General features: G+C 59.2%; 17 protein-coding genes and 1 pseudogene. All 18 read right to left on the minus strand.

Annotated elements, in window-relative coordinates; all coding sequences use genetic code 11:
* Window positions 1-49 precede the first annotated feature (49 nt).
* Complete coding sequence (locus ACMG4M_RS10060; protein ID WP_349380293.1) at window positions 50-970, minus strand: cation diffusion facilitator family transporter; 921 nt, start codon at window positions 968-970, stop codon at window positions 50-52.
* A 27-nt stretch (window positions 971-997) separates the two neighbouring features.
* The gene (locus ACMG4M_RS10065) at window positions 998-1786 is read right to left on the minus strand and encodes a peptidoglycan DD-metalloendopeptidase family protein (protein WP_414429911.1); all 789 of its coding nucleotides are present in this window, start codon (window positions 1784-1786) and stop codon (window positions 998-1000) included.
* A gap of 88 nt (window positions 1787-1874) precedes the next feature.
* Window positions 1875-2783 (minus strand): DUF368 domain-containing protein, encoded by a 909-nt coding sequence (locus ACMG4M_RS10070; protein ID WP_035244627.1) that lies wholly within the window; start codon window positions 2781-2783, stop codon window positions 1875-1877.
* Between the two features lie 145 nt (window positions 2784-2928).
* Window positions 2929-3591 carry a protein-L-isoaspartate(D-aspartate) O-methyltransferase gene (locus ACMG4M_RS10075; RefSeq protein ID WP_297763315.1) on the minus strand — a complete coding sequence of 221 codons (663 nt, stop codon included), beginning with the start codon at window positions 3589-3591 and terminating at the stop codon, window positions 2929-2931.
* A gap of 48 nt (window positions 3592-3639) precedes the next feature.
* On the minus strand, window positions 3640-4671 hold the full coding sequence (truD, locus tag ACMG4M_RS10080) for a tRNA pseudouridine(13) synthase TruD (protein WP_349380290.1): 1032 nt from the start codon (window positions 4669-4671) through the stop codon (window positions 3640-3642).
* Window positions 4668-5141, minus strand: coding sequence for a 2-C-methyl-D-erythritol 2,4-cyclodiphosphate synthase (ispF, locus tag ACMG4M_RS10085; RefSeq protein ID WP_414431130.1), 474 nt, complete (start codon window positions 5139-5141; stop codon window positions 4668-4670). The genes truD and ispF overlap by 4 nt, the downstream gene beginning before the upstream one ends.
* 2 nt (window positions 5142-5143) lie before the next feature.
* Window positions 5144-5857 (minus strand): 2-C-methyl-D-erythritol 4-phosphate cytidylyltransferase, encoded by a 714-nt coding sequence (gene ispD, locus ACMG4M_RS10090; protein ID WP_156964804.1) that lies wholly within the window; start codon window positions 5855-5857, stop codon window positions 5144-5146.
* Complete coding sequence (locus ACMG4M_RS10095; protein ID WP_335625844.1) at window positions 5854-6216, minus strand: FtsB family cell division protein; 363 nt, start codon at window positions 6214-6216, stop codon at window positions 5854-5856. The genes ispD and ACMG4M_RS10095 overlap by 4 nt, the downstream gene beginning before the upstream one ends.
* The gene (eno, locus tag ACMG4M_RS10100; RefSeq protein WP_035244633.1) at window positions 6217-7509 is read right to left on the minus strand and encodes a phosphopyruvate hydratase; all 1293 of its coding nucleotides are present in this window, start codon (window positions 7507-7509) and stop codon (window positions 6217-6219) included.
* Between the two features lie 20 nt (window positions 7510-7529).
* Window positions 7530-8372 (minus strand): 3-deoxy-8-phosphooctulonate synthase, encoded by an 843-nt coding sequence (kdsA, locus tag ACMG4M_RS10105; protein WP_035244635.1) that lies wholly within the window; start codon window positions 8370-8372, stop codon window positions 7530-7532.
* A 9-nt stretch (window positions 8373-8381) separates the two neighbouring features.
* Complete coding sequence (locus tag ACMG4M_RS10110; RefSeq protein ID WP_035244637.1) at window positions 8382-10010, minus strand: CTP synthase; 1629 nt, start codon at window positions 10008-10010, stop codon at window positions 8382-8384.
* Between the two features lie 448 nt (window positions 10011-10458).
* Complete coding sequence (locus tag ACMG4M_RS10115) at window positions 10459-12360, minus strand: ATP-dependent DNA helicase RecQ (RefSeq protein ID WP_414429912.1); 1902 nt, start codon at window positions 12358-12360, stop codon at window positions 10459-10461.
* Window positions 12361-12620: 260 nt separating this feature from the next.
* Entirely contained in the window at window positions 12621-13910 is a 1290-nt protein-coding gene (gene tilS, locus ACMG4M_RS10120; protein ID WP_414429913.1) for a tRNA lysidine(34) synthetase TilS, read from the minus strand.
* Between the two features lie 123 nt (window positions 13911-14033).
* Window positions 14034-15005 carry an acetyl-CoA carboxylase carboxyltransferase subunit alpha gene (locus ACMG4M_RS10125; RefSeq protein WP_035244639.1) on the minus strand — a complete coding sequence of 324 codons (972 nt, stop codon included), beginning with the start codon at window positions 15003-15005 and terminating at the stop codon, window positions 14034-14036.
* A 236-nt stretch (window positions 15006-15241) separates the two neighbouring features.
* A pseudogene (gene dnaE / locus ACMG4M_RS10130) lies at window positions 15242-18756 on the minus strand (DNA polymerase III subunit alpha).
* A 66-nt stretch (window positions 18757-18822) separates the two neighbouring features.
* Window positions 18823-19461 (minus strand): ribonuclease HII, encoded by a 639-nt coding sequence (gene rnhB / locus ACMG4M_RS10135; protein WP_414429914.1) that lies wholly within the window; start codon window positions 19459-19461, stop codon window positions 18823-18825.
* Window positions 19461-20615: a lipid-A-disaccharide synthase gene (gene lpxB, locus ACMG4M_RS10140; RefSeq protein ID WP_414429915.1), complete on the minus strand. Its 1155-nt coding sequence runs from the start codon at window positions 20613-20615 to the stop codon at window positions 19461-19463. The genes rnhB and lpxB overlap by 1 nt, the downstream gene beginning before the upstream one ends.
* 1 nt (window position 20616) lies before the next feature.
* Window positions 20617-21384: an acyl-ACP--UDP-N-acetylglucosamine O-acyltransferase gene (lpxA, locus tag ACMG4M_RS10145; protein WP_035244645.1), complete on the minus strand. Its 768-nt coding sequence runs from the start codon at window positions 21382-21384 to the stop codon at window positions 20617-20619.
* Window positions 21385-21451 lie beyond the last annotated feature (67 nt).

Genomic DNA, 21451 nt, shown 5'->3' on the forward strand with positions numbered 1-21451 from the left:
TCTAACAGGGGAGCTTGACCGCACAGAACAGGCGGCCAGCGAAAGGCTATCAGAAATCGCCGTTACCGGGGCCGGCCACCGGCACGCTGGGGCCTACCGCCACCGGATCCTGGTGGATAATCACATCCGCCGCCGGATAGGCCTGGCGAATCCCCTGCTCGATACGTTCAGCCAGGTCATGGGCTTCACGCAGCGACAGGTTCTGATCCATATCCACATGTAACTGGATAAACTGGGTGCGGCCAGACTGGCGGGTACGCAGGTCATGAAACCCCAGTGCAAGGGAATGCTCCGCCACAATGGCCCCGATTACATCACGTACATCACCGGGAATCTCCCGGTCCAGCAGCAACTGGATGGACTCACCGGCAATCGACCAGGCGCTGTAAAGAATAAACAGGGCAATCACCAGCCCCATGGCGCCATCCAGCCACAGAAAACCATACTGACTGACCACCAGCACCAGGATGATCCCCGCGTTCACTGACAGGTCTGACAGGTAGTGAAGTGAATCGGCCTCGATGGCGGTTGATCCGGTCTCTCTGACCACGAATTTCTGGATCAACAACAGCCCGAAGGTCAACGCAATGGAAAACACCATCACCGCTACCCCCACCGCATTCTGCTCAATCGGCTGCGGATCCATCAGTTTGAAAACAGACTGCTGGATCAGGAATATCGACGAGCCGGCAATGAAGATTGCCTGCCCCAGCCCCGCCAGCGCTTCCGCCTTGCCATGACCAAAGCGATGCTCTTCATCGGCAGGCACCAGGGAATAACGAATGGCAAAGAAATTGATCAGCGAGGCCAGCGAATCCATCACCGAATCCACCAGTGACGCCAACAGGCTCACCGAGCCGGTCATCAGCCAGGCCACCGTCTTGGCTGCGATCAACAGCAATGCCGTAAAGATTGACGCCAATGCGGCGATCATCAAAAGGCGGTGTTCCCGGCGGGTTTCACTGGTCATGGATGGTTCCGTTGGTGAGCAGAGGGGTTATTTCTTCGGCAAATAGGTGAGCGGATCCACCGGTTTACCATCCTTGCGAATTTCAAAGTGCAACTGGGTACGGAAAGTCCCCGTGGCTCCCATCGCGGCGATCTGTTGGCCGGCCTTTACCGCATCCCCTTCCTTGACCAGCATTCTGTCGTTGTGGGCATAGGCACTCAGCCAGCGGTCACTATGTTTGAGAATCAACAGATTGCCGTAACCGGTCAGGCCACTGCCACGATACACCACACGGCCATCCGCCGCAGCCACTACCGGGCTGTTGGTTTTACCGGAAATGGCGATGCCTTTGCGGCCATGATTGTCAATGGAAAAGGTTTCTACCACCTGTCCCCCAGCCGGCCAGCGCCAGCTCACCGGGCCCACTGTGGAACCTGCAGACGCAGTCGCAGAGGGTTTGGGCGCAGGTGTTTTTTGCTGCTTGGCGGGTGCCGGTTTGCTGGAGGGTTTGTCCTGGGCTTTTGGTGCCGGTTTACTGGTACTTGAGGAGGCCGATGAAGTACCGCTGGAGGGTGCTTTCAGCGCCAGGGAAATACGCTGCCCCGGATAGATGGTATAAGGCGCCGGAATCCTGTTGGCCCTGGCCAGCTCCCGATAGTCCCAACCATAGCGCCAGGCGATGGAGTATAGGGTTTCTCCCCCGCGCACTTCATGGGTGCCAGCGGTGACCTTGCTGGTTCGTGGCTCTTGACCGTAGATATCAACGACCGGTGCAAAATTTCCCGCACTGCAGCCGCCTACCATCACGAAGATCAATGCCGTCGCCAGGGCACGCATTAGAATGAGTCGCTACCTGTCGGGTGTTGGCACGCCATTAACCACTCCCTCGAAATGGCACCGGATTACGGTACCGGAAATTCAATATTTACGAATCCTGCGCAACATTATGCACTGGCGCCAGCCGATACAGTAGCCACACCAGCGTAGCCGCGACCAGCCCGGCCAGCAGAGCCAATGCTAATTGCGAACCGTCGCCGGTTTCACTGGCATATTGCGCCGGTGACAACCAACGATCTGCCAGACCTTGTTCACCCGATACCCGCCAGGGCCAAAGCTTCAGCAACGACCCGGCCATGAAACCCGCCAGCAAGGCCATGACGGTGTCGTGGTAACGGTGCAGAGTCCATTTGAGCACATGCACAAAACTCAGCAAGCCGATAGCGCAGCCGGCCATAAAGGCCAGTAACAACGGTATCTCACCTTGCTTCACTGCCTCCAGCACCGGTTGGTACATTCCCAGTAAAAGAAGGATAAAACTGCCGGAAATGCCAGGCAGGATCATGGCGCAGATGGCGAGCATGCCGCTGAAGAAGAACACCGTTGCGCCACTGCCCACCGCCGACAGCGCCGGCGCCAGCCCGATAGCCACAGCCACACCGGTACCGGCCACAAAGGCAGCAATCTGAACCGCCCCCCGTTGTTGCAGTGGTTTCAAGACCAGAAAAATGCTGGCCAGAATCAGGCCACTGAAGAAGGCCCAAACCGGCACTGGATGCGTCTCCAGCAGCCAGGTAATCAAACGCGCCAGCACAGCAATACTGGTAAAGATGCCCGCCAGCAGGGTCACCAGAAACGTAAGATTGGCCTGACGCCAGAACGCCACAAAGCCTTGCTGGTGCCATACCTTCAGCAAACGCGGCGTCAGCCCGCCAAGAGTATCAATCAACTCTTCATAAATACCGGTGATCAACGCCAGGGTGCCACCGGACACACCGGGCACCACATCGGCCGCGCCCATGGCCATGCCGCGAAAGAAAATACCGGGTCGAATCATGTTAGTCCTTGAAAAGAGCTTCTAGCTTCTAGCTTCTAGCTTCTAGCTTCTAGCTTCTAGCTTTCAGGATGGGGCCCGCCCCAAACGAAGCGCAACCTCAAGAGCAAAGTGTTTGTTTCACTCGCAGCTAGTAGCTCGTAGCTGCTTACCGCATCACCCCACGCTGGAATGGCACGAAGCGGACCGCATCCAGTGATTGCACATGGAACTGGTCGCCATCACGGTCAACCACAGTGAGGATCTGTTGGCGATCACCGCCCACCGGCATCACCAGACGGCCTCCGTCTGCCAGTTGTGACAACAGATCATCAGGAATGTCCGCACGGGCACAGGCGGCCAGGATCGCATCAAAGGGGGCTTCGCTTTTCCAACCGAAGCCACCATCCGCGTGCTTGAGCTGTACCCGAGCCAGGCCCAGCTTCATCAAACGCTTGCGCGCCTGATCCTGCAATGGGCGGATGCGTTCCACAGAATAGAGGGCGTCACAGAACTGGGCCAGCACCGCCGTTTGATAGCCACAGCCCGTGCCGATCTCGAGCACCTTGGTGGGTCTGCCGTTGGCGATCAACAATTCGGTCATGCGTGCCACCACCCAGGGCTGGGAAATGGTCTGACCGTGGCCGATGGGCAGCGCCGTATCGTCGTAGGCCTGGTGGGCCAGGGCTTCTTCGATAAACAGGTGACGCGGGGTATTGCGGATGGCATCAAGCACACGCTCGTCACTGATGCCGGCATCACGCAGCCGTTGCACCAGACGATCCCGGGTCCGTGCAGAGGTCATGCCGATGCCGCTAAGTTGGATATCCATCTGTACTTCTTTTGCCTCTGGATGTGCCTCTCGGCGGATCACTCAGGGTTACCCTGAAGTCTCGGACTCAGGTTTTATAATTTCCGCCATGACTGTCGTGGCAAAAGCGCCTGTGGGCAGCGTAAACGCCAGCTCCAGGCACACTTCCCCTTCCCTTTCTGCTTGCCAGGACCATTGCAATTCCCGTACCGGCAACCTTGTTGCCCGGCGGGCTTCCTCAACGCCGATGCGGCACAGGCCATCGATCACGGTGGCATACGGTGCGAGTATCCGCTGTTCCAGTTCCCGGCAAGGGCCAGATGATGCCATGCCCGGCACCCCCGGCAAAGGGGCGGTGGGATGAACCTCACCGGCAATCACTCTTTCGCCGGCCTCTGTGTCGTCGTCCGCAAGGAACAGGCCGCGGCTACCTTGCGGCTGTAGCAGATCACCGGCCAGTACCCGGTCCCAGCATTGCCGGTTAACACGCTCGGCAAGGACCTGGTTGAACAAGTTGCTGCGCACCGCTGACAGCCACAGACCGCGCAGCGCTTTCTTGCGCGGCGCTTCGCCACCACACAACCACTCGGTTCCCCGCACCAGGTTGCCGGCACCGCGACCAAAGCGCTGCTCACCAAAATAGTTGGGCACCCCCTGGCGCTCAATGGTGGCAAGTTGCTGTTCCAGCTGCTGGCGATCTCCCTGGAAATCGGTAACACGAAGCACAAAACCGTTGGCGCGATGGGTACCCCGGTTCAGTTTGCGGCGATGGCGAAGCCCTTGAAGGCCCCTCAACCCCGGCGGCCAGTCAAACTCCGGGTCCGCCTTGCCGGGCAGATGCAGGCTGAACCACTGACGGGTAATGGCGTGCTTGTCCTTGAGCCCGCTGTAGCCCACCGCCAGGCGATGAACACCCGCCTGTTTGGCCAGTAACAGCGCCACATCCTCAGTATTCCAGCCGGTCTTCTCGATTTCCAGCCACAGGTGTTCGCCCTCACCTTCCGGGCGCACATGCATGTGCTCGAATACCTGAAAATCTGCCGGAGAGGCTTTCAGCACCCCAGTGGATGCCGGCCCGCCATGGGCGCAGGGTAGACTCATCGAGACTCCACCAGTACCACGGCCTGCACCGCAATACCTTCCTTGCGGCCGGTGAAACCGAGTTTTTCGGTGGTAGTCGCCTTGACGGAAACCTGCCCCACCTCACAATCGAGCAGATCGGCAATGCGCTGGCGCATGGCTCTGATATGGGGAGCCAGTTTGGGGGCCTGGCAGATGACGGTGATATCTGCATTGCCCAATTGCCAGCCGGCCGCTGTCACGTCCCGGTAGATCGCCGCCAACAAGGTGCCGGAATCCGCGTCCTGCCACTGCGGATCGGTGTCCGGAAAATAGTGACCGATATCCCCCAAGGCCAGGGCACCCAGCAAGGCATCAGACAGGGCATGCAGGGCCACATCACCATCCGAGTGTGCCTTGAGTCCATGGCTGTGAGGAATTGCCACACCGCCCAGCATCACGTGATCCCCTTCCGTGAACGCGTGCACATCGAAGCCCTGGCCGATACGAATACTCACAGCATGTTCTCCTCGTCGCCCAGCTGGCAGGCCAGATAGAAACGGGCCAGTGCCAGATCTTCCGGGACGGTAACCTTGATATTGTCGCTATGACCCGCCACCAGCGCCGGACGGCGTCCCACTCTTTCCATGGCAGACGCTTCATCGGTAATACCGGCCAGATCACCTTGCAGGGCATCGTGCAACGCACGAGCAGGGAACAACTGCGGCGTCAGCGCCCGCCAGATGCAGTCGCGATCCAGAGTGGCGGCAATATGGTTGCCATCATCGGCTTGCTTGATGGTATCCACCACCGGCAACGCCAATATCGCACCCTGACTGTCGGTCTGGTCGAGCAGGTTCTGAATATCTGACAGCCGTACCAGAGGCCGGGCCATATCATGAACCAGTACCCAGGCGTTTTCTCCACCCAACTCCAGCGCCCTGGTGACGCCGTTGCGCACGGATTCGGCGCGGGCGGCTCCGCCGCTAACAGTGGCAATACGCGAATGCGTGGAGACACCCAGCGTCGGCCACCAGGGATCCTGCACGGATACGGCAACCAACACACGGTCGATGGGGGCAAATGATAACAAACGATTGAGGGTATGCTCGGCCAGGGTCTTGCCGGCCAGTGACAGGTACTGCTTGGGAAAACCCGCCCCCATGCGCTCACCGATACCGGCAGCCGGTACCACCGCATAGAGAGGGCCGTTAATGACAGGATTCACTCACCGCCCCGGGGTTGTTCGAGAATCAGGAAAAAACTTTCACCGTCGCGGATCATGCCCAGATCCTTGCGAGCAATCTCTTCCACCGCTTCGGTGCCCTGCTTGAGATCCTTCACGTCGGCGGCCATCAGCCGGTTGCGTTCGTTCAGTTTGGCATTGCTCTGCTTGAGTGTGGCTACCTCTTTTTCCAGCGTCGCCACATGCCTCAGACTGCCCTCACCAAACCACAGCCGGGCCTGCAGGCCGACAAATACCAGAGCCAACAGGGCAATCACAATCTGCCTGGCGGGAGACAGCTGCATGGCCTCCCGCTTGCCAGATTCCTTCCCTGCCTTGCTGGTTCTGGTATCCGGCATCATTTAACCGAGGAACTTGAACTCTTTGCGACCGTGGTAGGCAGCGCGCCCCAGTTCCTGCTCAATGCGGATCAGGCGGTTGTACTTGGCCACCCGGTCGGAGCGGCACAGAGAACCGGTTTTGATCTGCCCGGCAGCGGTAGCCACTGCCAGGTCGGCGATGGTGCTGTCGGCAGTTTCACCGCTACGGTGAGAAATGACTGCAGTGTAACCGGCATCCTTGGCCATCTTGATGGCATCCAGGGTTTCGCTGAGAGAACCGATCTGGTTGAACTTGATCAGGATGGAGTTGGCCACACCCTCATCAATACCACGCTTGAGGATTTTGGTGTTGGTCACGAACAGATCGTCACCTACCAGCTGAATCTTTTTACCCAGCTTCTCGGTGAGGATTTTCCAGCCATCCCAGTCGGATTCATCCATGCCATCTTCAATGGAGATGATCGGGTAACGGTCGCACAGCTCGGCCAGGTAGCTGGCGAATTCTTCAGAATCCATGCTACGCCCTTCACCGGCCAGCACGTATTTACCGTCCTTGTAGAATTCGCTGGCGGCGCAGTCCAGGGCCAGGGTCACGTCATCACCGGCCTTGTAGCCAGCAATCTCGATGGCTTCCATGATTGCTTCCAGGGCCGCCTCGTTGCTGGGCAGGTCCGGGGCGAAACCGCCTTCGTCACCCACTGCGGTGTTCAGACCACGCTTTTTCAGCACGCTTTTCAGGGCGTGGAAAATCTCGGCGCCGTAACGGATTGCTTCGGCCACGGTGGGAGCGCCCACCGGCTGAATCATGAACTCCTGGATGTCCACGTTGTTATCCGCGTGCTCACCACCGTTGATGATGTTCATCATCGGTACCGGCAGGGAGTATTCGTTGTCATCGTCCTGCAGGTCGGAAATGTACTCGTACAGGGGCTTGCCCTGATCCACTGCAGCGGCTTTGGCTGCAGCCAGAGACACGGCGAGAATGGCGTTGGCGCCGAACTTGGCTTTGTTCTCGGTGCCATCGGCATCGATCATGGCCTTGTCCAGGGCCTTCTGGTCGCCGGCTTCCATTCCTACCAGCAGTTCCCGGATGGCGGAGTTCACATTGCCAACGGCCTTGGTGACGCCCTTGCCCAGGTAACGGGCCTTGTCGCCATCACGCAGCTCCAGCGCTTCGCGGGAACCGGTAGAGGCGCCACTGGGGGCACAGGCACTGCCGGAGGCGCCGGATTCCAGAATCACATCAGCTTCGATGGTGGGATTGCCACGGGAGTCGAGAATTTCGCGGGCTTTGATGTCAACGATCTTGGACATGACAGTCAATCTCTCTTCAATCAGTTGTTTTCAAAGGCAGGCAGTGCCTTGACGGTATTATCCAGGGTTTGCATCCGTGTCAGGAATGGCTCCAGACGGTCCAGACGCAGGGCGCAGGGGCCATCGCATTTGGCATTGTCCGGGTCCGGGTGGGCTTCCAGGAACAATCCGGCGATGCCTTGGCTGATGCCGGCAAGACCGAGTTCAGCCACCTGAGCACGACGCCCATCGGCGCTGTCCGCACGACCCCCTGGTTTCTGCAGGGCATGAGTCACGTCGAAAAACACCGGGTAGTTGAATTGTTTCATGATGCCAAAGCCGAGCATGTCCACCACCAGGTTGTTGTACCCGAAGCTGGAGCCACGCTCGCAGAGAATAAGCTGGTCGTTACCGGCATCCTCGCACTTGTGCAGGATATGGCTCATTTCGTGGGGAGCCAGGAACTGGGGCTTCTTGATGTTGATGATCGCCCCGGTCTTTGCCATGGCCACCACCAGATCGGTCTGCCGAGCCAGGAAGGCCGGCAGCTGAATGATATCCGCCACTTCGGCCACCGGTGCCGCCTGATAGGGCTCATGCACATCGGTGATCACCGGACAATTGAAGGTCTGCTTGATCTCTTCAAAGATCTTCAGGCCCTCTTCCATCCCCGGCCCCCGGTAGGAGCTCAGCGAGGAACGGTTGGCCTTATCGAAGCTGGCCTTGAACACCCAGGGAATGCCCAGCTTGCTGGTCACTTCCGCATAGGCTTCCGCCACCTGCATGGCCAGATCACGGGATTCCAGCACATTCATTCCGCCGAAAAGAGCCATGGGCTTGTCGTTGGCAAACTCCAGCTCGCCTAGCTTGATGGTCTTCTGCATAACGCGTCCTTAGTGTGCTTTCTGTTCCGCCAGGGCCGCGGCCACATAGCCCCTGAACAGACCATGCCCATCACGAGGCGTGGACGTAAACTCCGGGTGGAATTGGCAAGCCACAAACCAGGGGTGGTCTGCCACTTCGATCACTTCCACCAACTCGCCATCGGTTGAACGACCAACAATCTTCAGGCCGGCGCCTTCCAGTTGCGGCAGGTAATTATTGTTTACTTCGTAACGATGACGGTGACGTTCAACAATACTGGTGCCACCATAGCAATCGGCGGCACGGCTGCCCGCCTCCAGAATACATTCCTGGCCACCCAAACGCATGGTGCCACCCAGATCGGATTCCTTGGAGCGCTGTTCCTTGCGACCGTCTTCCGTGGTCCACTCGGTAATCAGCCCCACCACCGGATCCGGCGTATCCGGACGCAGTTCGGAAGAATGGGCGTTTTCGATCCCGGCCACGTGACGGGCGTATTCGATCACCGCCAGCTGCATACCCAGGCAGATGCCCAGATACGGCACCTTGTTTTCGCGGGCATAGCGAATGGCCGCGATCTTGCCTTCCGTACCGCGGTCGCCAAAGCCACCGGGAACCAGGATGGCATCCAGGTTTTCCAGCACACCAGTGCCTTCGCGTTCAATATCTTCCGCATCCAGGTAAAGGATATTGACCTTGGCCCGGTTGCTGATGCCAGCGTGGATCAAGGCTTCATTGAGTGACTTGTAGGCATCGACCAACTCGATGTACTTGCCCACCATGCCCACGGTGACTTCGCTTTCCGGATTCAGTTGGGCTTCTACAACACGATCCCATTCGCCCAGATCCGGCTCCGGCAGATCCAGTCCGAACTTTTCCACCACGATGTCATCCAGCCCCTGCTCGTGCATGCCACGGGGGACCTGATAGATGGTTTTGCAATCCGGGGAGGAAATGACCGCCCGCGCTTCCACATTGGTAAACAGGGCAATCTTGTCGCGGGCACTCTGCGGGATAGGGTCATCTGCCCGGCACACCAGAATATCCGGCTGCAGGCCGATGGAGCGCAGCTCCTTAACTGAGTGCTGGGTCGGCTTGGTCTTGATCTCGCCGGCAGTGGCGATATACGGCACCAGCGTCAGGTGCACCAGCAGAGACTGGCTGGAGCCCAGCTCCACACGCATCTGCCGCGCCGCTTCCAGAAACGGCAGGGACTCGATGTCACCGGCGGTACCACCGATTTCCACGATAGCCACGTCCGCATCCCCTGCCCCTTCTCGGATCTTCAGCTTGATCTCGTCGGTAATATGGGGGATCACCTGCACGGTAGCACCCAGATACTCACCGCGGCGCTCCTTGTCCAGCACGTCCTGATAGACACGGCCAGTGGTGAAGCTGTTGCGACGGCTCAGGCGAGTGCGAATAAAACGCTCGTAGTGACCCAGGTCCAGGTCGGTTTCGGCGCCGTCTTCGGTCACGAACACCTCACCGTGCTGGTAAGGGCTCATGGTGCCGGGATCCACATTAATATATGGGTCCATTTTGATCAGGGTGACGTTGAGGCCGCGGGCTTCCAACAAAGTGGCCAGGGATGCTGAAGTAATCCCCTTACCCAGAGACGACACCACACCGCCGGTGACAAAGATGAAACGTGACATGCACTCACCAGATTGCTAGTGGGTTGGTAGCACTCTCACCAGTGTAACCGGCACCAATAAAAAAACACCCTGCACGCATGACACGGGCAAGGGGCTTTCTGAATCGGGTTGGCCAGCTACGCAAGTGATGGTTGAACACCTGAAAATTCAGGGGCTTGCGCTACATCAGGACGGGAGGAAATGCTAACAGAAGGCGCCCCTCGCCTCAATCGGAATCGCTCTCGGGAGCGTAAAAAGTGGCGCGGGCTGATGCATGGCGCAGGTCCACCCTGAGTGGCTCAGGCGTTATTCTGTCTACGGATGCCGCTTTCAACGCTCAGTGGATTGTGGGGTGCGAGTTTCGAAATGGAAAACCGGCCTGACCTTTCGTGACTCGCAACTCCCCGAGGCAACGCTGAATTACCTGCACTGCGCCAGGTCGCCGGAATCGAACCCTGTGTTCCCGTCGTCAGTCGCTCTCACAGGCAGCCAGCACCTCGGAAAATGGCGCACCCATCTGTGACCCGAACGACGGGTGCCGGGCCAGGCGGGCTCGGCTGGCTCTGGGGCTGGTGATGCCGCAGAGAAAGCGGGCCAACTGCCGGGGAGTGGTCAGAGCCTGGTGGTTTTCCTCACGCATGGCGTGAACCACTGCCGGGTCCGGTGCACGATGGCGACGGGACGGCAACTGCGGCTGTTCGCCGAGGCAGGCGCTGCACTGACCACAGGGCTGCGCGAGAGTCTCGCCGAAATAGCCAACCAATGCCTGCTGGTGACAGTCGGCGCTTCCCGCCCAGTAACACACCTGCTGCAGGCGCTGAATATCACGCTGCTCACGCAGGGCAAACTGCTCCTGCATCCGCACGATCAAGGGCTCGCTTTCCGCTGGCGGGTTGAGCATTCGATACCCCTGACGCACGCCGGCCACCCGTAGCTCGATCATCTGCTGCTGTTCCAGATAGTTCAGGGCATTGAGGATCCGCAAGCGATCATCGCCCAGTGTCTGGGCGGCGTCGATGGGCCGCAGGGTCAGCCAGATTCGACCCTGCTTGCCAGTGGCAAACAGACGCTCCAGAAAAGCAGCTCGCTCCGGGTTGAAGCCGGCAAGAATCTCTTCCCTCAATCCCTGGAAAGCCACCTTGTATTCGGTATAGAACGGCGCCGTGGCGCGGATCACCCCTTCCAGTTCCAGGTAGGTGAGCAAGGTATTGATGACCAGAGGTCGCACATCGAACTGCCCGGATAACTCATGAACGGCAAGGTCAAATTGCGCCGGCTGTGCCAACAGCCAGTGAATCAGCGCGGCCAGCGACTCACTGTCCGGGGTATCGCCATAGGTGAAATTCTCCAGCACCGTCAGATCATCCGGGTTGGCCAGCAGGTGGCAGTGGGAGGGTTGCCCGTCGCGACCGGCCCGGCCAATTTCCTGCATATAGTTTTCCAGGGATTTGGGCAGGTTGTAGTGGTAGATCGCGCGAATGTCCGCCTTGTCGATCCCCATGCCGAAGGCGATGGTGGCCACCACGATGTCGGTCTCCCCCGCCATGAACGCCTCCTGCACCTGATGGCGGGGCTCGTCTTTGAGCCCGGCGTGGTAGGCCTGGGCCTTCAATCCCTGTGCCTGCAAAAAGGCCGCCACTGTCTCGGCGGTCTTCTGCAAGGTGACATAGACGATGGCGGGCTCGGCAGACCGGCTGGTGAGCTGATCCAGCAGGTACTGATCACGCTCGTCGGTGCGGCAAGGACGCACCGCCAGGGCCAGATTGGGGCGAAAAAACCCGGTCTGGATATGATCCGCCCCGGCGATGTGGAAACTATCGCAAATCTGGTCTGCCACCTGCGGGGTGGCCGTGGCGGTCAGCGCCAGCACCCGGCCCACCTTGAGTTCACGGGCTAGCTGCGCCAGTTTCAGATAGTCGGGGCGAAAGTTATGCCCCCACTCGGAGACACAGTGCGCCTCATCCACTGCCATCATACTGATAGATAGGCGTTTCAACCGGGCCAGGAAACGCTCATTGGCGAGACGCTCCGGCGCTACATAAAGCAGCTTGATGCTGCCATCGTCGAGCCCTTGATAGATGGCCTGCAATTCTCCGGCATCCACACTGGAATCCAGTCGTGCCGCCGGAATATTCAAACGATTAAGCTGGTCCACCTGATCCTTCATCAGTGCAATCAACGGCGACACCACCAGCGTCAACCCATCCAGCATCAATGCCGGCAACTGATAACACAGGCTCTTGCCGCCGCCAGTCGGAAACACCGCCAGCGCCGAGCGGCCAGCCAGTAGCGCGTCGATGACAGCCTGCTGGCCGGGCCGGAAGGTCTGGAGATTGAATGTCTGTTGCAGTAATTGTTGCACGTCTTGCATGAGGGCTCTTCGGTAGTCAGGCGGAAGTTCAGAGCAAGAAGGCAGAGGTCATGGCTGCCTCCTTGCAGGTCCAAGACCTCAGGGTACAGAGCCAAAATCCCCGTCTATATCAGTCAGCGTAGATCAAACCCGTAGGATATTGGCCAAAATTCGGCTCTATCGGTATTCAAGTGGAGGATACAGGCTTACGATGCTCTCGTTCCTACTGCCTCCTATCTTTCCACAGGGTCCACCGACAGTAACAGCATCCCTTCACGTGACTAGGAAGAGTGCGGCAACAAAAACCATTCCTCACAACTCGCAGCCTCTTCGCCATCCGCCAGCCCCACCAGCGGCACCGATACCAGCGTCTCGCCCCGGTATAACAGTGGCCACTGATGACGCTGCCAGGGGGGCACGCCGGCCGCTCGCCACAGTTCCTTGATGCGCTGGTGCATGCCATTACGCAACAGACGGGCGCCGCCGGTGAAGGGACGCAGAGTGAGATCACCAGGAGGACGCATCAGGCTTACCCCGCCCTCCTCGGCCATAGTCGCCAATCGCCAGAATGGCAGCGTGGGCGGGGGCGAGTCCGCCGACCAGAGCAACTCGCCCTGCCAGGGCGCCAAAGCGTGACGGGGAAGCAAGTACAGCGCCCCCTGAAACAAGCGCACAGCCCAGTTCCCCCACTCCACCCTGGCCTGACTGTCCTGAGCGGCATCCTGCAGCGCCAGTAACTCAGCCAGCACGGCCGCGCTGGGCGCACTGGCACCGCGACGATGAAGCCACCAGCGCAACAGGTTACGTTGCCGGGGCGGGCCTAATGCTGCCAGCCCGGGTAGTGGAAACCGTTGGGAACTGACCCCACAGGCGTCGGCATCCTGCTGCGCCCTTTCGTCCAGCAACTCACGGGCATCCCCCATGTGCTGGGCAGTGCGGGCCAGGATTTCGTCGGCCCCACGCCAGCGCTGGCGCAGGGCCGGTAAAATGCTGTGGCGCAAATAGTTACGGCGCAGGGATTGATCCTGGTTGCTGGGATCATCCTGCCACTGCAGGCCCTGCTCATGGGCATGGCGCTCCAACACAGATCTGGGCTGGTCCAACAGGGGTCGCCATACGGCTACTTCCTGGCGATGATCCAGGCCACGCATGGCGGCAAGCCCTTGCACGCCCGCACCACGCAGCAAGCGCAGCAGCAGGGTCTCGGCCTGATCATCGCGGTGGTGGGCGGTAATGACGGTGGCGCCATCCCGGTGGGCATCAGCAAACAGGGCATGGTAGCGCGCCTGGCGGGCGCCAGCTTCAATCCCCTTGCCCGCCTCCACCTGCACCGCGATTACCTCACAGGGCAATTCCAGACCGGCGACGATCTGCTGGCAATGTTCCGCCCAGTCGCCGCTGTCAGGCTGTAGTTGATGATTGATATGGACCACCCGCAGGCGAGGACCAAGGCCGGCTTCCACCAGCAGGTGCAGTAATACGGTGGAATCCAGGCCGCCACTGAAGGCAAGCAACAACGGCCCCGGTGGGGCCTGCTGTGCCAGATCAGAAATCAGGGGTGGGTTTGCCATGGGGAATCAGATTATCACGCTTGCCGGGACCGGGTTTGAGCAAAAAGGCGCTGCCGCCTTCGCCATGCAAGCCTAGCTTCCCACAGCATCGTGACTGGCGGCTAGAGGACGGCCGGCAAGCGGTTATTCGTCGGCGGTAGCGCTGACCACGTTGCCGTAGCTCATCAGCCGGTCGTAGCGACGCTCCACCAGTGCCTCAACCTCAAGAGCCTTGAGCTCATCGAGTTGCTTGACCAGCGCCTTGCGGATGGCATCCGCCGCCTGTTCATAATCACGGTGAGCGCCACCCAGTGGCTCCTTGATCACCTGGTCGACGATGCCCAGTTCGTGGAGTCGGCCAGCGGTGAGGCCCATGGCCGCCGCCGCTTCCGGGGCCTTGTCGGCGCTGCGCCAGAGAATAGAGGCACAACCTTCCGGGGAGATCACCGAATAGGTGGAGAATTCCAGCATCTGCAGATGATCACAGACACCGATGGCCAGCGCCCCGCCAGAGCCGCCCTCACCTACCACGGTGGCGATGATCGGTACTTTCAGCTGAGACATGACACGCAGGTTGCGGGCAATGGCCTCGGACTGGCCACGCTCTTCCGCATCAATTCCCGGAAATGCCCCGGGAGTATCGATAAAGGTGAGAATCGGCATCCGGAAGCGCTCGGCCATTTCCATCAGGCGCAAGGCTTTGCGGTAGCCTTCCGGCTTGGGCATACCGAAATTACGACGCACCTTCTCCTTCACTTCGCGGCCTTTCTGATGACCGATCACCATCACCGGCTGATCGTTCAGGCGGGTAATGCCACCAACGATGGCCGGGTCGTCGGCAAAGGCCCGATCCCCGTGCAGTTCATCAAAATCAGCGAAAATCCGCTTGATGTAATCCAGCATGTAAGGCCGTTTGGGGTGACGGGCCAGTTGCGAGATCTGCCAGGCACTGAGGTTGCTGAAAATGTTCTCGGTAAGCGAAATGCTCTTTTCCTGCAGCTTGGCCACTTCCTCAGAAATGTTGACCTCACTACCACTGCCTACCAATCGTAATTCCTCGATCTTCGCTTCCAGATCTGCGATGGGTTGTTCAAATTCGAGGAAGTTCGGGTTCATATCTCTGAGCCTGTTTATGGTGTTTTGCTGGCAACGCCGGGAAAAATCGCCCTGTCTGGCGCATGGCTGGCGAAATCGTCATCCCTGATCCCGCCGGAATTGGCCTGCACAAGTGTAGCCGTAACCGGATGACAAGGTCGAGACGCGAAGCGCACGGCTAGGTTGCAAACTGTTTCAAGGAAATCAGCCACCAGCTTTTAGCTCGTAGTTAGAGGGCTCGTAGCTAGAAGCCGCTATCAATACTCCATCCGCACCGCATCTTCGCCGAACTGCACCCGCAGCTCCTCTACCAGGGACTCGTGGGGGCTGATTTTCCAGGCCTCGCCCATCCAGAAACTGGCGGCAGCGATGGGGTGGTCCAGATCCAGCAGCACCGGGGTACTTCCCCCCTGGTATGGGGCCAGCGTCTGTTGCAGGCGTCGGGGCAGTTCTTCGGATACCGGCACGGCCACGCGCAGGCGGCGGGCGAAAGTTTCCCGGGCCTGGCGCATATCCATGATTTCATCGGCAATCAGGTTGAACCCGCCGGTGTAATCGTCATTGCGGACACCGCCTTTGAAGATCAGCAACGCATCCTTTTGCACAAGGTCTCCGTACTCGGCAAAGGTCTTGCCGAACACGGAGACTTCTACCCGCCCGGTCTTGTCATCCAGGGTCACGAATGCCATACGCTCGCCGCTGCGCTTGCTGCGGGTGATACGCAAGGCCACCACAAGGCCGGCCACCGTTGCCGCTTCACCTTTACCCGTGGGTAGCAGCGAGTTGAGCCGGGCGGAGACAAACTGGCGCACTTCGCTCTCATACTGATCAATGGGATGGCCGGTGAGGAACAGCCCCAGGGTGTCACGCTCGCCGTTAAGGCGGGTGTCGTCATTCCAGGACCGGGCCGGTTTCCATTCCACTGCCGTGGCCGGACTTTCGTCCACGGCACCAAACATATCCATGATGCCGGCAGCCTCATTACGGGCATCCTGGTCGGCGGCGGCGATGGCATCCGGCAAGGTAGCCAGGATCGTGGCGCGGTCATGGAAGCTGGATCGTTTATCAGAGGAAGGCGGCCCCAGGTTGTCCAGCACCCCGGCTCGCACCATGGCTTCCAGGGAGCGACGGTTGATTTTCTTCAGATCGATACGACGGCAGAAATCGAACAGGTCCTTGAAGCCACCTCCGTCGGCGCGGGCGGACACGATAGCCTCGATGGGCCCCTCGCCCAGCCCCTTGATGGCGCCCAGACCATAAACGATGTCGCCTTCCGGGTTCACCGTAAAACGGTAACCGCAGGAGTTCACATCCGGTGGCAACACCTGCAAGCCCATGGTCTTGCACTCATCGATGAAGGTCACCACCTTGTCCGTGTTTTGCATATCCGCCGAGATGGTGGCGGCCATGAATTCCGCCGGATAATGCGCCTTCAGCCAGGCAGTCTGGTAGGCCACCAGCGCATAGGCAGCCGAGTGAGACTTGTTGAAACCGTAACCGGCGAATTTTTCCACCAGGTCGAAGATCTTCATGGCCAGGTCCGGATCAACGCCCTTGCCCTTGGCGCCCTCTTCAAAGATGACCCGTTGCTTGGCCATTTCTTCCGGCTTTTTCTTGCCCATGGCCCGACGCAGCATGTCCGCCCCCCCAGGGTGTAGCCAGCCAGCTCCTGGGCGATCTGCATCACCTGCTCCTGATACAGGATGACCCCGTAGGACGGCTTGAGAATCGGCTCCAGCCATTCGTGCTGGTACTGCGGGTCCGGGTAGGCCAGTGGCTCGCGACCGTGTTTGCGGTTAACGAAGTTGTCTACCATGCCTGATTCCAGCGGCCCCGGACGGTACAGGGCCACCAGGGCGATGATGTCTTCAAAGACATCGGGCTTGAGCTTCTTGATCAGCTCCTTCATGCCCTGACTTTCCAGCTGGAATACCGCGGTGGTATCCCCCTTCTTGAGCAGGTCGAAACTGGGCGAATCATTCAGCGGGATATGGTCGATGTCGAGATCATCCAGCCCTTCCCGCTGACGCTTGACGTTGGCTGCCTTCACCGCCCAGTCAATGATGGTCAGGGTCTTCAGGCCGAGAAAGTCGAACTTCACCAGCCCGGCGGATTCCACATCGTCCTTGTCGTACTGGGTCACCAGATTGGTGCCGTCTTCCTCGCAATAGAGCGGCGCGAAATCCGTCAGCTTGCCCGGTGCAATCACCACGCCCCCGGCGTGCTTGCCCACGTTCCGGGTCAGGCCTTCCAGTTTCAGCGCCATTTCCCAGATTTCGTTGGCGGAATCCTTGTCGGAGTTCTCGTCGCTTTCCAGGAACTCGCGCAGGGTTTCTTCCTGCTCAAACGCCTTCTCCAGGGTCATCCCCGGGGTGGGCGGAATCATCTTGGAGAGCCGGTCTGCCAGGCCATAGGGCTTGCCCTGGACCCGCGCCACATCGCGCACCACCGCCTTGGCGGCCATGGTGCCGAAGGTGATGATCTGGCTCACCGCATCACGGCCGTACTTGTCGGCCACGTAGTTGATTACCCGGTCACGCTTCTCCATGCAGAAATCCACATCGAAGTCAGGCATGGATACCCGTTCCGGGTTAAGGAAACGTTCGAACAGCAGGTCGTAGCCAATGGGATCCAGATCGGTAATCTTGAGGGCATAGGCCACCAGCGAGCCAGCACCGGACCCCCGCCCCGGCCCTACCGGCACCTCGTTATCCTTACCCCATTGAATGAAGTCGGCAACAATCAGGAAGTAACCGGGAAAGCCCATCTGGTTGATGATATCCAGCTCGAACTTGAGCCGGTCGTCATAGTCTTTACGCTTGCTGGGGTACTCCGGGTCATTTCTGTCCAGCAATACCTCAAGGCGATCTTCCAGCCCATCCCGGGACAGCTTTTCGAAATATTGCTCGATGGTCATGCCATCCGGAATCGGGAAGTCCGGCAGAAAATTCTCGCCCAGGCGAATATCCAGAGTACAGCGGCGGGCGATTTCGACGGTGTTTTCCAGCGCTTCCGGCAGATCGGAAAACAGCGCCGCCATCTCATCTTCCGATTTCAGATACTGCTCTTCGGAATACTTCTTGGGCCGGCGGGGATCCTCCAGGGTGTTGCCATCGTGGATGCAGACGCGGGCCTCATGGGCCTCGAAATCCCCCCGGCGAATGAAACGTACGTCATTGGTCGCCACCACTGGCATCGCCAGTTCTGTCGCCAGCGCCACGGTGGCGTGCAGGCAATCCTCATCCCCCGGCCGGGAGGTGCGCTGAACTTCCAGATACACCCGATCACCATAAACAGACTGCAGCCAGCGAGCCTGCTGCCGTGCCAGGTCGTTTTTCTCGGCCAGCAACAGCTGCCCCACTTCGCCCTGGCTTGCCGCGGACAGCACGATTAACCCCTCATGGAGCTCTTCCAGCCATTCTGGCTTGACCAGGGCCCTGCCCCGGTCCTGGTTGGTCTGCCAGGCGCGACTGATCAGCAGCGTCAGGTTCTGGTAGCCCTGTTCGTTCTGTACCAGGAAAGACAACTTTGCAGGCTCTTCGATATGGGCGCTTTCCACCCACAGATCCGCCCCCATCAACGGCTTCACTCCAGCATTCATGGCTGCGGAGTAGAACTTGATCATGGCGAACAGGTTGGAATCGTCCGTCACGGCCACCGCCGGGATGGCCTGGCTGGCACAGGTCTTGATCAGTTCCTTGACCCGCACCACCCCGTCCACCAGGGAATAATCGGTGTGCAGGCGCAGGTGGACAAAACGGGGGTCACTCAATGGGGTGTTCCTCAGTGTTGCTGTGTTCGTATCGTGTTTCGGCAAGCCGTCCCGGTCAGTGCCAGCTCAGGCATGGGCACCGAGAATTCTGGCCACCGGCGCAAAGGAGCGGCGATGTTGGGCCAGAGCACCATGTTGTTCCAGCGCGGCCAGATGCACCTTGGTCGGGTAACCCTTGTGGCGGTCGAAACCATACTGGGGGTGTTGCTGGTGAAGCTGCTGCATTTCACGGTCGCGAGCCACCTTGGCCAGAATGGAGGCCGCAGAAATCGCCGGTACCCGACCGTCACCCTTCACCACCGCCTCTGCCGGACAGACAAGCTCGGGGACGCGGTTACCGTCCACCAGCACGCCGTGCACGTCAAGGGGCAAAGCCTGTACCGCACGCTGCATGGCCAGCAAGGTCGCGTGGAAGATGTTCAGCTCATCGATTTCTTCCGGTTCAGCGCGCCCCAGCGACCAGGCCAGAGCATGAGACTTGATCTCAACTTCAAGCTGCAACCTTTTCTTTTCACTGATTTTCTTTGAGTCGGCCAGACCGGGTATCGGGTGCGCAGGATCCAGCACAACCGCGGCGGTTACCACCGCACCCACCAAGGGGCCGCGGCCGACTTCATCCACACCGGCCACCCGCATACCCGGCTGCCAACGAAACACGGAAGGAATGAAAGGCTCGGCCAAGGCGTATTCGGAAAACGGATCCATCAGCTACCTTCCAGCAGTTGGTTGACCGCATCCGCCGCCTTTTCACTGGCACCGCCACGCAGCTGTTCATGCACCGCCCGGAAGCGGGACTTGAGGGCATCAGCCTGATCCGGGTTATCGAACCAGTGACTCACGGACTGCACAATGGCATCGGTGGTCAGGCCGTCCTGGATCAGCTCGGGGACCATTTGTTCGCGACAGAGCAGATTGGGCAGCGACACGAATTCGCTTTTCACCAGTCGACTGGCGATGGCATAGGTAATAGCACCCACCCGATAGCCCACTACCATAGGTTTACCCACCAGCAAGCCCTCAAGGGTAGCGGTACCGGAGGCCATCAGAATCACATCCGCCGCTGCCATCACGGTACGGCTTTGCCCATCCACCAGGGTGACCGGTAAATCCGTTGCTGTATCCAGCAGTGCCTGAATCTGTTCACGGCGAGCGCCATTGGCAGCGGGAATCACAAAATGCAGATCCGGCCGCTGAGCATGCAGGGCCACCATGGCATCCAGGAAAGCAGGCATCAGCTGCCCCACTTCCCCGCCACGACTACCAGGCAGGACTGCCAAAATGTCGGCGCTTTCCGGCAGAGCAAGCTCGACACGCGCCGCCGGAGTATCCGTTTCCAGTGGCACACGATCCGCCAGAGGGTGGCCCACAAAGGACACAGGCACCTGATGTTGCTCATAAAAGCGCGCTTCGAACGGCAACAAGCAGAGCATCAGATCGATGCTGCGTTTGATGCCCTTGATCCGGCCCTGCCGCCATGCCCACACCGAAGGGCTCACGTAATGGACGGTTTTCAGACCCTGTGCGTGGAGACGCCGTTCGATAGGGAGAGTGAAGTCCGGGGAATCAATGCCGATGACCACATCCGGGCGCTCTTCAAGCAGGAAGCTCACCAGTTGTTTGCGCAGGCGCAACAGTTCCGGCAGGTGAGCCAGAACTTCGGTGATTCCCATCACCGAGAGCTTTTCCATGGGAAACAGGCTGGAGAGACCGGCAGCCGACATTTCCTCGCCGCCTACACCGATAAAACGGGCACCCGGATAGCGAACCTGCAAAGCCTGCATCAATCCTGCACCAAGAATATCGCCGGAGGCTTCTCCGGCGATCAGGGCAACAAGCGGAGCGTCCTTGCTGGCTGCCATCTCAGCGGGTGATGCCGCGTTCGGATGCCTTGAGAGAGTCAATAAGGGCCTGCAGTTCATCCGACGCGTCCATTGCCTCAAGCTCGATCACTGCCTGCTCCAGAGTCAGCCCCTGGCGGTAGATAAGCTTATAGGCAGTTCGCAGGGACGCGATGGTCTCTTTAGACCATCCTCGGCGCTTCATGCCTTCAAAGTTCATGCTCCGCGCCTGGGCAGGGTTACCTGATACCATGATATAGGCGGGTATATCCTTCAGCACGAAGGAGCAGCCGGAGGTCATGGAGTAAGCGCCTATCTTGCAGAACTGATGAACCCCAGTCATACCGCCGAGAATCACACCATTACCAACTTGCGCATGACCAGCAACTGAAGCGTTGTTGGCAAAAATACAGTCATCACCAACGATGCAGTCATGGGCTATATGCACATAGGCCATCAACAGATTGCGGCTACCGATGCGGGTCAGAGAATTGTCCTGGATGGTACCGCGGTGGATCGTTACCGATTCACGGATAACGTTATCATCACCAATTTCCAAGCGTGTCGGCTCACCCTTGTATTTCTTATCCTGACAATCCTCGCCAACAGACGCGAACTGGAAGATATGGTTATTCTTACCAATGGTGGTCGGCCCCTTGATGACCACATGGGAGGCGACAACGGTACCTGAGCCAATTTTCACATCAGGTCCGATAACCGTGTAAGGGCCTACCTGCACATCCTCTGCAAGCTCCGCGGCCGGATCGATAAGGGCGGTCGGATGTATCATGAAATTTTCGCTTTAATGTTCTGTAAATACAGGGAGTATACGCCAAAAATCGCTGGCTTATGCCTCC

The sequence above is a fragment of the Alcanivorax sp. IL3 genome, from assembly GCF_047495465.1.
GTDB lineage: Bacteria > Pseudomonadota > Gammaproteobacteria > Pseudomonadales > Alcanivoracaceae > Alcanivorax > Alcanivorax jadensis.